This is a genomic window from Streptomyces sp. NPDC033845, from assembly GCF_055576225.1.
Genome location: NZ_JBVIRI010000008.1, coordinates 283,742 through 296,460, shown reverse-complemented (window position 1 = coordinate 296,460; position 12,719 = coordinate 283,742). Strand labels below are relative to the sequence as shown.

General features: G+C 75.1%; 10 protein-coding genes and 1 pseudogene. 6 read left to right on the top strand and 5 right to left on the bottom strand.

Annotated elements, in window-relative coordinates; all coding sequences use genetic code 11:
- Positions 1–4: 4 nt before the first annotated feature.
- A complete protein-coding gene (locus ACZ50K_RS19900) occupies positions 5–484 on the bottom strand; it encodes a hypothetical protein (RefSeq protein WP_468904572.1) in 480 nt (159 codons plus the stop codon).
- A gap of 160 nt (positions 485–644) precedes the next feature.
- Between ACZ50K_RS19900 and ACZ50K_RS19895 the strand changes: the two genes are divergently transcribed.
- Positions 645–1,385: a hypothetical protein gene (locus tag ACZ50K_RS19895; protein ID WP_468904570.1), complete on the top strand. Its 741-nt coding sequence runs from the start codon at positions 645–647 to the stop codon at positions 1,383–1,385.
- 118 nt (positions 1,386–1,503) lie between these two features.
- Entirely contained in the window at positions 1,504–3,513 is a 2,010-nt protein-coding gene (locus tag ACZ50K_RS19890) for a CASTOR/POLLUX-related putative ion channel (protein ID WP_468904568.1), read from the top strand.
- A gap of 35 nt (positions 3,514–3,548) precedes the next feature.
- Here the strand turns inward: ACZ50K_RS19890 and ACZ50K_RS19885 are convergent, their stop codons facing one another.
- Together ACZ50K_RS19885 and ACZ50K_RS19880 are read right to left on the bottom strand one after the other, a co-directional pair.
- Entirely contained in the window at positions 3,549–4,721 is a 1,173-nt protein-coding gene (locus ACZ50K_RS19885) for a UDP-N-acetylglucosamine--N-acetylmuramyl-(pentapeptide) pyrophosphoryl-undecaprenol N-acetylglucosamine transferase (protein ID WP_468904566.1), read from the bottom strand.
- A 10-nt stretch (positions 4,722–4,731) separates the two neighbouring features.
- On the bottom strand, positions 4,732–5,766 hold the full coding sequence (locus ACZ50K_RS19880) for an ArsR/SmtB family transcription factor (RefSeq protein WP_468904564.1): 1,035 nt from the start codon (positions 5,764–5,766) through the stop codon (positions 4,732–4,734).
- Positions 5,767–5,868: 102 nt separating this feature from the next.
- On the opposite strand from ACZ50K_RS19880, the gene ACZ50K_RS19875 reads away from it, so the two are divergent.
- Positions 5,869–7,227, top strand: a complete 1,359-nt coding sequence (locus tag ACZ50K_RS19875; protein WP_468904562.1) for an MFS transporter — start codon at positions 5,869–5,871, stop codon at positions 7,225–7,227.
- A pseudogene (locus ACZ50K_RS19870) lies at positions 7,155–8,354 on the top strand (amidohydrolase family protein); the annotation flags it as partial. The gene ACZ50K_RS19875 and the pseudogene ACZ50K_RS19870, both read left to right, overlap by 73 nt.
- Positions 8,355–8,480: 126 nt before the next feature.
- Here the strand turns inward: ACZ50K_RS19870 and ACZ50K_RS19865 are convergent.
- Positions 8,481–9,056, bottom strand: coding sequence for a hypothetical protein (locus ACZ50K_RS19865; protein WP_468904559.1), 576 nt, complete (start codon positions 9,054–9,056; stop codon positions 8,481–8,483).
- 22 nt (positions 9,057–9,078) lie between these two features.
- Positions 9,079–9,270 carry a DUF6381 family protein gene (locus tag ACZ50K_RS19860; RefSeq protein WP_468904556.1) on the bottom strand — a complete coding sequence of 64 codons (192 nt, stop codon included), beginning with the start codon at positions 9,268–9,270 and terminating at the stop codon, positions 9,079–9,081.
- A 222-nt stretch (positions 9,271–9,492) separates the two neighbouring features.
- Between ACZ50K_RS19860 and ACZ50K_RS19855 the strand changes: the two genes are divergently transcribed.
- Together ACZ50K_RS19855 and ACZ50K_RS19850 are read left to right on the top strand one after the other, a co-directional pair.
- A complete protein-coding gene (locus tag ACZ50K_RS19855) occupies positions 9,493–11,385 on the top strand; it encodes a glycoside hydrolase family 15 protein (RefSeq protein ID WP_468904554.1) in 1,893 nt (630 codons plus the stop codon).
- Complete coding sequence (locus tag ACZ50K_RS19850) at positions 11,382–12,713, top strand: chloride channel protein (protein ID WP_468904552.1); 1,332 nt, start codon at positions 11,382–11,384, stop codon at positions 12,711–12,713. The genes ACZ50K_RS19855 and ACZ50K_RS19850 overlap by 4 nt, the downstream gene beginning before the upstream one ends.
- Positions 12,714–12,719: the final 6 nt, after the last annotated feature.

Genomic DNA, 12,719 nt, shown 5'->3' with positions numbered 1-12,719 from the left:
CCGCTCAGCGCACCAGCGCGTTGGTGAGCAGGGCGGCCTCGATCAGGGCGCTGTTGCGGAGGACCTCGGACGGGCCGGGGTCCTGCGGCCAGGTGCTGACGAGGTAGCTCTCGCAGGGCCCGAGGGCCACCCCGCCCCGGTCCGCGGCGCGGCCCCGGGCGTGCACCCGCATCCGGTACCAGCCGGGCCCCAGCGGGTTGAGGGCCGGCAGGTCGTCGGGGGTGATCACGTAACCGGACTGGATGCGGAGCTCGCCCTCGACCGAGCGCACGCTGACCTCGACGATCTCGTCCCACTCCGCCCGCTCCACCGCGGGCCCCCGGAGATGGGCCTCGGCCCGGATCCGCACGTGCCCGGTGTCCAGTCCGGTGAGGATCCACGCCCCGTGGTCCATCGGCGCGGCCAGTCCGTTGTCCCAACGGACGGTGTCCATGGGGGCTTCCGCGTCGTCCAGGACCCCGAAGATCCCTTCATTGACGAACATGAGGGAAGCAGACAGGGGGGCCACGGTGGAAAGTTACCGGTGACACGCCCATGGGAGGGTAAAGCGCCGGCCATGCCCGGGGAAGGTCACCGGTCCGGGCTCCGAGGACAATGGACGCAGACCGCGCGCACCGCACCACCCGAGCGACGAGGAGGACCCGATGAGCACGGCCGACGAGGGACGGCAGTGGCCGGACGAGGTCAGCGTGGACAACGCGAGGACGACACTGCTCCAGCTCCTCGCCCGCGCGGGGGTCCCCTCCTCGGACGCCTGGGAACTGATCGTGCTGGTGGAGGCGGGCGCGCTGGCCCTGGCCCACGAGGAGTTGTCGGCGGGCGCCCGGACCGCGCCGGGGGACAAGGGCGAGGCCTACGAGTCGGGCTGGCTCGACGGGGCCGGCGGACTCGTGGAAGGGCTGGGGGACCTCACCGAGCGGAGCCTGCTGCGGGTGGTGGGGGAGACCGGCCCGCCCGGCCCCGGCGGGGAGCACCCCCGGGCCGGCCGGATGGAGATCGAGCGGGCACGGGTCGCGGTGACCCCCCTGCACCTGTCGTTCACCTCGGAGTCGGAACTGGACCCGGAGGTCACCGAGGAGGTGCTGGCCGCCGTCCTCGGCACCATGGGCCTGCGCGGCCGGGCCGGCTACGCCGGGCGGCTCACCGAGTTCACCTCCGTCCACCGGGCCCGGCTGGAGCGGCTGTTCGCCGCGTACGGACCGGACAGCGCCATCACCCTGCACGGCCGCTACTCGCTGATCCACTCGGTCACCTGCATCGCCGTACTGGAACGGCTGGTCACCGTGCCGGGGGCGCTGCGGGCCGAATGGGACGCGGCGGAGCTGCCGCCCGCCTGGCTGGACGGACTGACCACCGCATGGAACACCCCCGACGAGTGGGTTTAAGCCTCCTCGTCCCCAAAGGGCGGTGACACCCCGTTACAGTCACCCTGCACCAACTCGTCGGTGCCGGGCGGTCCGTGGCACGGCGCGCGCCCGCCATGCCGTCCGACCGAGGAACGCGTTGTCAGGACCCAAACCCCCGGCACGAGCGGAACGGCCCGAAGCAGCCTGGGCCCGCACCCGCTACTGGTTCGACACCATCGTGGCCCGCGGCACGGCCGCGCTCATCGGCTGGCTGGTGCTGCTGTGCACGGCCGTGGTCGTCCCGGCCAGCGCCGCCCTGGTGTGGGCCGACGACGACGGCCCCACCACCCTGTCCGGGCAGATCCTCGCGGTCTGGGTGAGCGTGGGCCAGACCCTGAAGATCGGCGGCGCCGTCGGCAGCCCGCTGTACGTCCTCCTCTCGGTCGTCCTGGCCCTGGTGGCCCTGCTGTTCGTCTCCACCCTGGTCAGCCTGATCACCACCGGCCTCAACGACAAGGTCCTCGCCCTGCGCCGGGGCCGCTCCACCGTCCTGGAATCGGGGCACACGGTCCTCCTCGGCTGGTCCGACCAGGTCTTCCCGATCGTCTCCGAGCTGGTCGCCGCCAACGCCAACCGGCGCCGGGCGGTCCTCGCCGTCCTCGGCCCCAAGGACAAGGCGGAGATGGAGGACGAGATCGGCACGGCGGTCGGACGGCTCGGCCGGACCCGGCTGATCTGCCGCAGCGGGACCACCACCGACCCGGCCGTCGTCTCCCTGGTCACCCCGGAGACGGCCCGCGCCGTACTGGTCCTCACCCATGACGGCGAGGACGGCGACGCCCATGTGGTGAAGACCCTGCTGGCCGTGGAGGCGGCCGTCCGCGGCCGCGGACCGGACCGCCCCGGGGTGGTCGCCGCCGTCCGCGACGGACGCCACAAACGGGCCGCCGACCTGGCCGCCGGACCCCACGGCCACGTCCTCAACATCGAGGACGTCACCGCCCGGCTGATCGCCCGCACCTCCTGCGAGCCCGGACTCTCCCTCGTCTACCGCGAACTCCTGGACTTCGACGGCGACGAGATCTACACGGTGCCGGCCGGCCCGCTGGCCGGCACCACCTTCGGCGCACTGCTCTCCGCCTACGCCCGCTCCAGCGTGATCGGACTGCTGCGGCCCGACGGCCGGGTGGAGCTGAACCCGCCCTGCGAGAGGGTCCTCGGCCCCCGGGACCGGATCGTGGTGATCACCGAGGACGACGACACCGCCGTCCCGGCCGCGGAGCCGCTCCCGGTGGACGAGGGCGCGATCGTCGCCGCCCCGCCCGCCGCCGGGCCCCCCGAACGCTTCCTGCTGCTCGGCTGGAACCCCCGCGCCCCCCGGATCATCGAACAGCTCGACGACGGGGTGCCCGACGGCTCCGAACTCCTGGTGATGGCGGAGGGCGAGGAACACCTCCGGGAGGCGGACCGCTGCGCCCGGCTGCCCGGACGCCGGATGCCGGTCACCGTCCTCGGCGGGGACGTCACCGACCCGGAGGTGCTGGCCGGACTCGACGTCCTGGCCTTCGACCGGGCCGTGGTCCTCGGCTACGACACCCCCGAGACCGGGAGCGCCTCCCTCGGCGGCGACGACCGGACCCTGGTCACCCTGCTCCACCTCAGGGCCCTGGAGGAGGCGGGCGGCCGGGAACTGGCCGTGGTCACCGAGATGGCCGACGACCGCAACCGGCTGCTCGCACCCGCCCGGGAGGGCGCCGACTTCATCGTGGGCAGCAGGCTGATCAGCCTGCTGATGACCCAGATCGCGGAGGACGGAAACCTCGCCGCCGTCTTCGACTGCCTGTTCGCGTCCACCGGCGACACCCTGCACCTGCGGCCCGCCGCCGACTACGTGCTGACCGGCCGCGACGTCGGCTACGCCACCGTGGTGGAGGCCGGCCGCCGCCGGGGCCACTGCGTCATCGGCTACCGGCTGCACCCGGAGGGCCCGCAGGCGGGCCCGGGCCCCGGGGACCCCGCCCACGGCGTCCGGATCAACCCGGACAAACGACAGCCGGTGCGCTTCGGCCCCGAGGACTCGGTGATCGTGCTGGCCCCCGGCCCCCGCCGCGCCCCGGCCGTCCCGCGCCCCGCCGGCGGAGCCCACACCGGCGTCAACGCCCCGTAGCAGGCGCCCGGCCGGGGGGCCGTGCGGGGGGCCGGTCAGTGGGCCGCCGCCTCCAGCAGGACGTCCACCAGCCGGTCCGCGGCGTCCGGGCGGCCGTGCATCCGGGCCCGCTCCGCCATCACCGTGCGCCGGGCCGGATCGGTCAGCAGCGGGCCCACCGCCTCCTGGAGGGTGCGCCCGGTGACCTCCCCGAGGAGGGCCAGCGCCGCACCCGCCTCCGCGAGGTGCCGGGCGTTGTGGGCCTGCTCGTTGCCCGCCGAGCTGGCCAGCGGCACGAACACCGCCGGCTTGCCCAGCGCGGTCAGCTCCGCCAGGGTCCCGGCGCCGCTGCGCGAGATCACCACATCGGCCAGGGCCAGCACATCGGGCAGTTCCGCCCCCAGGAACCCGGTCAGGTGGTACCGGCCGGCGAGCACCGGGTGCAGCTGCGCGGCCGCGGCCCGAAGTTCGTCCACGTTCGCCGGACCGCACTGGTGGATCACGTTCGCGTGCCCCAGCAGCCACGGCAGGACCTCCCGGACCACCCCGTTGATCTGCTGCGCGCCCTGGGCGCCCCCGGTCACGTAGACGGTGGGCAGCCGCCGGTCGAAACCGACCAGGTTCAGCGCCCGCACCGCCTCGTCGGCCTGCCCGTAGAGGACCTCCGGCCGCACCGGGTTGCCGGTGACCACCGCGGAGCCGCGCAGTTCGGCGGGCAGCAGCGGCAGCGAGGACTCCGAGGACACCGCGATCCGGGTGGCCGAACCCGCCAGCTTCCGGTTGGCCAGCCCCAGCCGCACCGTCTGCTCGTGCAGCACCAGCGGACGCCGGCACAGCCGGGCCGCCAGACCCGCCGGGACCGCCACGTAACCACCGGTCGCCAGCACCACGTCCGGCTGGAACTCCGACACGATCGACCGGGCCTGCGCCACCCCCAGCGGCACCCGCGCCATGTCCTTCACATTGGCCGCCGACAGCATCTTCAACGGGTTCGCCGAGCGGCGGATCTTCCCCGTGGCCACCGTCCGGAACGCGATCCCCTCCGCCGGGGCCACCCGGGCCTCCAGACCGTCCGCGGTGCCGATCCACAGCACGTCCAGGGAACGGCCGGAAGCCGCGAGACGGCCTTGCAGGGTACGGATCGCGGTCAGGGCCGGGTACGTATGACCGCCGGTCCCTCCGCCCGTGACGAGCAGCCGGAAGGAACGGGGAAGCGAAGCTATGTCCATCCGGGCAACCCTACAGGCGGCCCGGACCCGCCCCGGGGCCGCTGCCCCCGCCGCCCGCCAGCCCGTCACCCAGGGCACTCCGCCGGTACAGCACCCGGCGGCCGTCACGCGCCCGGACGACCAGCCCCGCCGCGTACAGCACCCGCAGGTGCTGGGAGACCGCACTGGGCGTCACCCCCAGCCGGCGGGCCAGCTCCACGGTGGCCAGCGGCTCGGCCAGCAGGGCCAGCAACCGCGCCCGGGGCGCCCCCAGCAGCGGCACCAGCGCCGCCGGACCGGCCGGACCGGCGGCCGGCCCGGACTCCCACAGCGTGGCCACGCCCCGGCACGGGTACAGCAGCGAGGGCGGCTCCTCCGGGCCGACCGGCGGCGCGCACTTGTGCGCGAACACCGAGGGCACCAGCAGCAGTCCCCGCCCGGACGCCGGGGCCCGGTACCCGCCGATGGTGCGGTCGACGTGCAGCACCCCCCGGGAGCCCCCGTCCTCCCACCGCAGTTGGGGATGCATGTCCGCGAACAGCAGCCGGGCACCGCCCCGGGCCAGCCGCTGGGCCCGGTAGGTCATGTCCGCCTCGGCGACCAGCCGGATCCGCCACCAGTACGGCCGCACGGCGATCTCCCAGTACTCCTTCAGCAGCCCCGCGACCCGGTCCCGGAGCGCCAGGACCGGACCGTCCTCGGCGGCCCCCGCCGCGGCCAGCGGGCCCGGCAGCGGATCGGGGGAGTGCGCCGCCGCCAGATCCCGGCGCACCACCCGCGCCGGAGCCCGCCGCACGGCGGCCAGCTCGGCCCCGAACTCCGGCTCGAACCCGGTGGGCCGGGGGGTGAGGAAGTCGGGCAGGGTCAGCCGGTCCGCCACCAGGGCCGTCAGCAGGGCGGTGTCCAGCCGGTCGAGCCGGGCCAGCACCTCCCGGCGCCAGGGCAGGTGCAGCGGGGCGATCCCCGGATCGCGCAGCACCCGCAGGCTCAGCACCGTCTCGCCGAGCGGCGAGAGCGCGAACCGGGTGTCGGCGAGGTCCTCCACACCGAGCTCGAAGCTGATCATTAAGCCCCACGCTACATCAGTTGGCAGCGCCGGAACCCTGCCCTGGACTACCCCCATGACCACCCCGAAACCCGCCCCCGTGCCGTCCGCCCGGCCCGCCGGATGAGCCGCCGACTGGTGCTGCTGCTGGCCGTGGCCTGCGCCGTGGCGGTGGGCAACCTCTACTTCCCGCAGACCATGGGACCGCTGATCGCCGACGGGCTCGGCGTCGAACCCGGCACCGCCACCCTGGTGGTGACGGCCACTCAGATCGGCTACACGGCCGGTATGGTCCTGCTGGTGCCGCTCGGCGACCGGTTCCCGCACCGCTCGCTGCTGGTCCTGCTCCTCTCGCTCACCGGGCTGGTGCTGCTCGCGGCGGGCTGCGCCCCGGCCCTGCCCCCGCTGATCGCGGCCAGCGCCCTGGTGGGACTCACCACGGTGGCCGCGCAGATCATCGGCCCGCTGGCGGCCGGCCTGGTGGAACCCGAACGGCGGGGCGCGGTCCTCGGCACCCTGCTGAGCGGCGCCACCGGCGGCATGCTGCTGGCCCGGACCTTCGGCGGGGTGCTGGGCGAACGCCTCGGCTGGCGGGCCCCCTACCTGGTGGCCGCGGCCGTCGCCCTGCTGCTGGCCGCCGTCCTGGCCCGCGCCGTCCCGGTCACCTCCCCGCCCGCCGCCCACCAGCCGTACGCCCGGATCCTCGCCGAACCGCTGCGGCTGCTGCGGGCCGAGCCGGAACTGCGCCGCTCCTGCCTCTACCAGGCCGCCGTCTTCGGCGGGTTCTGCGCCGTCTGGACCTGTCTGGCCCTGCTGCTGACCGGCCCGGAGTACGGGCTGGGCGCCGAGGCCGTGGGACTGCTGGCCCTGGTGGGCGGGGTGACCATGCTGTGCACCCCGGTCGCCGGGCGGCTGGTGGACCGGCACGGGCCGGGACCGGTCAACCTGGTCTCCCTGCTCGGGATCCTGGCGGCGGCCGCGGTCCTCGCCGCGGGCGGCCGCGGCGGAACCGCCGGACTGTGCGCCCTGGCCGCCGGCACCCTGCTCCTGGACATCGCCATGCAGTCCGGCACGGTCGCCAACCAGGCGCGGGTGTACGCGCTGCGCCCGGACGCCCGCAGTCGGCTCAACACCGCCTACATGACCTGCGCCTACTCCGGCGGGACGGCCGGTTCCTGGCTGGGCGTCCGGGTGCACACCGAGTACGGCTGGACGGCGGTGTGCGCCACCGTCGCCCTGCTCGCCGCCGCCGCCCTGGCCCGCCACCTGTGGCCCGCCCGCGAAACCCGCCCCTCCCGTGCCGCCGGTACCGGCAGCGGCCGTTCCGGCGGCGGCGCGTATCCTCCCGGAGGACACCGGACGGAAGGCGGAGCCCCCTCGGCCCCGTACGCGCCACCGACGAAGGAGCCCCCTTGCCCGCCACCACGGTCTTCCGGAACCTCAGGCCCTTCGGCTCGGGGCGGCCCGTGGACCTCACCGTGACCGACGGGACCGTCACCGACCGGCCCGCGCCCCCCGGCTCCGAACTCGTCGACTGCGAGGGCCGGATCGCCCTGCCCACCCTCGTCGACGCCCACATCCACCCCGACAAGACCTCCTGGGGCGAACCCTGGGTCACCCGGAACCCGGCCCGCGGCCTCGCCGAGTACACCGCCGAGGACGTCGCCCTCGACCGGGCCCTGCCCACCCCGGTCGCGGACCGGGCCCGGCGCCTGATGGGCCACGCGGTCACCCGGGGCACCCGGGCGATGCGCGCCCACGCGGACATCGCACCCGCCTACGGGCTGGCCGCCGTCGAAGGGGTCGGCGCCGCCCGGGAGGCGCTCCGCCACGCCCTGGACGTGGAGATCGTGGCCTTCCCCCAGCACGGGGTGGTCCGCGCCCCGGGCACCAGGGAACTCATGGAAGAGGCCGCCCGCACCGGGGCCGTCGACCGGATCGGCGGCATCGACCCGACCGGCTTCGACGGGGCCCTCGAAGAACACCTCGACGTGGTCTTCGGCATCGCCGACCGGCACGGCCTGGGCGTCGACATCCATCTGCACGAACGGGCCGCCACCGGGGTGGAGTCGCTGCGCGCCGTCATCGCCCGCACCCGGGCGCTGTCCATGGCGGGCCGGGTCACCGTCAGCCACGTCTTCTGCCTGCCGGGACTCCCCGGACCCGAACTGGACCGGCTGGCCGCGGAACTCGGCGAGGCCGGCGTCTCGCTGACCACCGTCGCCCCCTCACGGGACCTGGTGCTGCCGCTCGACCGGCTGCGCGGACACGGGGTCCGGGTCGGGCTCGGCTCGGACGGCGTCCGCGACGCGTGGAGCCCGTTCGGGAACGCGGACATGCTCCACCGGTCCCATCTGCTGGCCTGGATCCGGGACGACCGACTCGACGAGGAGCTGGAGGCGGCCTTCCGTACGGGCGCCGACGACGGCGCCGGGCTCCTCGGACTCCCTCAGGCGGACCTGGAGCCCGGCTCCCCGGCCGACTTCTTCCTGGTGCGGGGCGAATGCCTGCCGCAGGTCGTGGTGGACCTGCCGCAGCGGGACATGGTGGTCCGGGCGGGCCGGATCGTCGCCCGCGACGGCCACCTCACCGCCGCCACCGCTCCGTAGCGGGCCCGAGCCGGCCCGTACGGCGCCGGACTTCGGCCCGGCCGGTCGGAATGCACCGGGCGGTGGCCGACCCCCGGCCGAGCCGGGCCGCGCCGCAGCGGCACCCGGCCCGGCCGCGGCCCGGTCTCAGCCGTGGGCCTGGGCGTGGGCGTTGCCGTGGGCCGGACCGGTGAGGACGGACGGGCGGACGCCGGCCCCGGGGTAGCCGCGGCCGGTCAGCACGGTCGCGGCCCGCTCCATCCGCATCCCCTCCAGGGCCTCGGCCTGCCGGATCGCCCGCAACAGCAGCCGGTCCAGCAGCGCCGGATCGATCCGTCCGTCCACCGCCGCGACGGTGCGCAGGGCCCGCCAGCAGGCGGCCTTGCCCTCCACGCCCAGACGCATGACCTCCAGCTCCGACACGTCGCTCAGCGGCGAACGCCGGTACAGCCGGCCGTTCAGCTTCAGCCGTGCCACCTTCTCCGCCAGCCGGCCGACGGCCTGCCGCCCCCGCATCACGGGCACGCCCAGGTCGTCCATGACCCGGCGCAGGCTGTCCCGGTCCTCCTCGACCTCGCGGGCCATCGACTCCAGCCGGGGACCGAAGGTCCGCCCGGAGTGCGCCCGTGCCATCCGGTGGATCAGGTCGACCCCGCCGGCCGCGGCGGCCAGATGGTCGTTGAGGTAGACGACGAGGAGGGGTGGGGCCTCGGTGCGGTTCATCGCTCGTCCTCCGATCCTGGGCCTACATCGGATCCATGGTCCCGCTGCCCGGGCCGTTGAGCTCCTCGCTCTTCTCCCGGATGTGCAGGGCCTTGTCCGTCAGCCGCCGCCGCTCCACCGGATCGGTGGCCCGGGTCGCGGCCTGCTCCAGCTGTTCGGCCTTGTCCCGCATCTCCCGGGCCCGCCGGCCCGGCCCGTTCGCGCTTTCCGACACGAAGCTCACTCCTTGTGACAAGAGGGGCAAAGTCGTACACGCGTCTTCTCACCCCGATTCCGCCCGCCAAACCCGCCGAACCCCCGCCGAACCCCCGCCGAACCCACCCGGGCGGGTCACCCGCTCCCGCGTGGCGCGCCCCCGGGCGACGGCCCAAGATGGGAGGGCCGGCCGAGCCGGCTGCACCCCTCGCCCCGGTACCGCACGAGCCGTGGAGGGCCGATGCGCCGCTATCCGCCGATCGCCGACCACGGGCTGATCGGGGACCTTCAAACCTGTGCCCTCGTCTCCTCCGAGGGAGTGCTGGACTGGTTCTGCTCACCCCGTTTCGACTCGCCCAGCGTCTTCGCCGCCCTCCTCGACCACGACCGGGGCGGCCACTTCGCCATCACCGCCGACACCCCGCCCGGCACCGAGGCCGTCGTCCGCCAGATCTACCTGGCGGACACCGCCGTGCTCATCTCCCGGTTCCTCACCCCGGAGGGCGTGGGCGAGGTCGTCGACTTCATGCCCGTGCACGATCCGCACACCGCCACCGACCGGCACCGGGTGGTGCGGGTCGTCCGCGGGGTCCGCGGCACCGTCCGCTTCTCCCTGGAGTGCCGACCCCGGTTCGACTACGGCCGCGCCCCGCACGTGCTCGCCTGCGACGGCCGTACGGCACGCTTCGAGGGGCCGGGCGTCACCGCGTACCTCCAGGCGGTGGGCCCGCTGGTCCTGGAGGGGGACGGGACCGATGTCGCCGCCACCGTGACCCTGACCAGCGGGGAGCGTGCGGCGGCCGTCCTGACCGTCTGCGACGGGACCGGACCGGCACCGCCCCCGGTGACCGCGGAGGAGGTGCTGGAGGAGTTCAACGCGGTGCGCGCCCACTGGCACGGCTGGATCGCCCGCTGCACCTACCGGGGCCGCTGGCAGCAGATGGTCAACCGGTCCGCCATCACCCTCAAACTGATGACCTACGCCCCCACCGGCGCCCCGATCGCCGCCGCCACCATGGCACTGCCCGAGCAGGAGGGCGGCGAACGCAACTGGGACTACCGCTACACCTGGGTGCGGGACGCCTCCCTGTCGGTCCGGGCCATGCGCGACCTCGGCTTCACCGAGGAGGCCGACGCCTTCCGGGGCTGGCTGATCGACCGGGTGCGGGAGGGCGCCGCCCCGAACGGCGAACCCCTCCAGATCATGTACCGGGTGGACGGGGAACCGCACCTGGCCGAGGAGGTCCTCGGTCATCTGGAGGGCTGGCGGGCCTCCGCCCCGGTCCGTGCCGGGAACGGGGCCGCCGACCAGCTGCAGCTCGACATCTACGGCGAGGCCGTCTACGCCCTGGCCCAGGCCGGCCGGGTCGACGAAGTGGTGGGCTACGACGACTGGCTCCGCTGCGCCACCCTGCTGGACTGGCTGTGCGAGAACTGGGACCGGGCGGACGAGGGGATCTGGGAGACCCGCGGCGGCCGCAAGCACTTCACCTACAGCAGGCTGATGTGCTGGGTGGCCCTGGACCTGGGGATCCGCCAGGCCGCGGCCAACGCCCGCCCCGGCGACCTGCCCCGCTGGACCGCCGCCCGGGACGCCATCCTCCGGCAGGTGATGACCCGGGGCTGGAGCACCGGGCGCCAGGCGTTCGTCCAGGAGTACGAGGGGTCCGTACTGGACGCCTCCCTGCTGCTGATGCCCCTGGTCGGCTTCATCGGCCCCCGGGACCCGCGCTGGCTCTCCACCCTCGACGCCATGGGCCGCGAGCTGGTCTCGGACAGCCTGGTCCACCGCTACGACCCGGCGGCCTCCCCGGACGGCCTCGAAGGGGCCGAGGGGACCTTCTCCCTCTGTTCCTTCCTCTACGTCCACGCCCTGGCCCGGGCGGGCCGGCCCGACCAGGCCCGCTACGCCTTCGACAAGATGCTCACCTACGCCAACCACGTCGGGCTGTTCGCCGAGGAGATCGGCCTCACCGGGGAGCAGCTCGGGAACTTCCCCCAGGCCTTCACCCATCTGGCCCTGATCACCGCGGCCCTCGCCCTGGACACCGAACTGGACCGGGCCCGTGACGGATGCCGGGAGGGCGCCAGGAACTGGGGCCGTGACGGAGGCCGGGACGGGGGCCGGTCATGACGGACACCGGATCGGACGCGGCGGCGGGGGAGTCGCGGCAGCCCCGGGAGGCGGAGCGGCTGCGGGAGATCCTCCGGTCACCCGGCTACCTCAAGGTCCTGGTCTTCGCCGCCCTGATCGGCGTCCCGGTCTCGCTGATCGCCTTCTGGTTCCTGGTCGCCCTGCACGAGTTGGAGCACGCCGTGTGGGTGGCGCTGCCGCGGGCCCTGGGCCTGGTGGACCCGCCGTGGTGGTGGCCGCTGCCGCTGCTCCTGGTCGCCGGTGTGGTCGTCGGCCTGGTCGTCGCGCGGCTGCCCGGGGCCGGCGGGCACGTGCCCGCCGCCGGGCTGCACACCGGCGGTACCGCGCCGGTCGTACTGCCCGGGGTGCTGCTCGCCGCGGCCGCGAGCCTGCCGCTGGGGGCGGTGCTGGGGCCGGAGGCGCCGCTGATCGCCCTGGGCGGCGGGCTGGCCCTGCTGCTGCGGGACCTCACCCGGGCGCCCGCCACCCCGCAGGGCACGGCCCTGCTGGGCGCGGCCGGGGCCGCGGCCGCCATCGCGGCCATCTTCGGGAACCCGCTGGTCGCCGCGGTGCTGCTGATCGAGGTGGCGGGGGTCGGCGGCCCCCAGCTGTTCGCGGTGATGCTGCCGGCCCTGCTCTCCAGCGGGATCGGCGCGCTGGTCTTCACCGGCTTCGGGCGCTGGACCGGACTGTCCACCGGCAGCCTGGGCATCGATCTGGGGGTCCCGCTGCCCGCGCTGGACGCGGCGGACGTGCTGTGGACGGTCCCGGTCGCGGTGCTGTTGGCCGTCCTGCTGCACCCGGTGCTCGGGACGGCCCGGCGGATCGCCCGGTACATCGCGGCCGGCGGCCGGTCGGGCACGGTGTACCGGACCGTGCTCTGTGCCCTGGGGGCGGCCGGCTGCGCCTGTCTCTACGCGCTGGTCACCGGCCGCGGTCCGGCGGACGTGGCCCTCTCGGGCCAGGCCGCCCTGGGCGGTCTGGCAGCGGATCCGCACGCCTGGGGCGTGGGGGCGCTGCTGGCGGTGCTGCTGTTCAAGGGCGCCGCCTACACCCTCTGTCTGGGGTCCCTGCGCGGCGGCCCGGTGTTCCCCGCGCTGTTCCTCGGGGCGGCGGTCGGGGTGCTGCTGGCCCCGCTGCCGGGGCTCGGTGTCGTACCGGCCATGGCGGCGGGCATGGCCGCCGCCACCGCCAGTACCCTGCGGCTGCCGGTCAGCAGCGTGGTGCTGGTCGTGCTGCTGCTGGGCGGCTCCGCGATGATGCCGATCGCCATCCTCGCGGCGGTGATCGCCTTCATCACCACGGAGCTGCTGCCGGTGCGGCCGTGACGGCCC

Bases quoted from the DNA above. Each gene is read 5' to 3' on its own strand.
- ACZ50K_RS19900 (WP_468904572.1), bottom strand. From the start codon at position 484: ATGTTCGTCAATGAAGGGATCTTCGGGGTCCTGGACGACGCGGAAGCC.
- ACZ50K_RS19895 (WP_468904570.1), top strand. From the start codon at position 645: ATGAGCACGGCCGACGAGGGACGGCAGTGGCCGGACGAGGTCAGCGTG.
- ACZ50K_RS19885 (WP_468904566.1), bottom strand. From the start codon at position 4,721: ATGGACATAGCTTCGCTTCCCCGTTCCTTCCGGCTGCTCGTCACGGGC.
- ACZ50K_RS19880 (WP_468904564.1), bottom strand. From the start codon at position 5,766: ATGATCAGCTTCGAGCTCGGTGTGGAGGACCTCGCCGACACCCGGTTC.
- ACZ50K_RS19875 (WP_468904562.1), top strand. From the start codon at position 5,869: ATGAGCCGCCGACTGGTGCTGCTGCTGGCCGTGGCCTGCGCCGTGGCG.
- ACZ50K_RS19865 (WP_468904559.1), bottom strand. From the start codon at position 9,056: ATGAACCGCACCGAGGCCCCACCCCTCCTCGTCGTCTACCTCAACGAC.
- ACZ50K_RS19855 (WP_468904554.1), top strand. From the start codon at position 9,493: ATGCGCCGCTATCCGCCGATCGCCGACCACGGGCTGATCGGGGACCTT.
- ACZ50K_RS19850 (WP_468904552.1), top strand. From the start codon at position 11,382: ATGACGGACACCGGATCGGACGCGGCGGCGGGGGAGTCGCGGCAGCCC.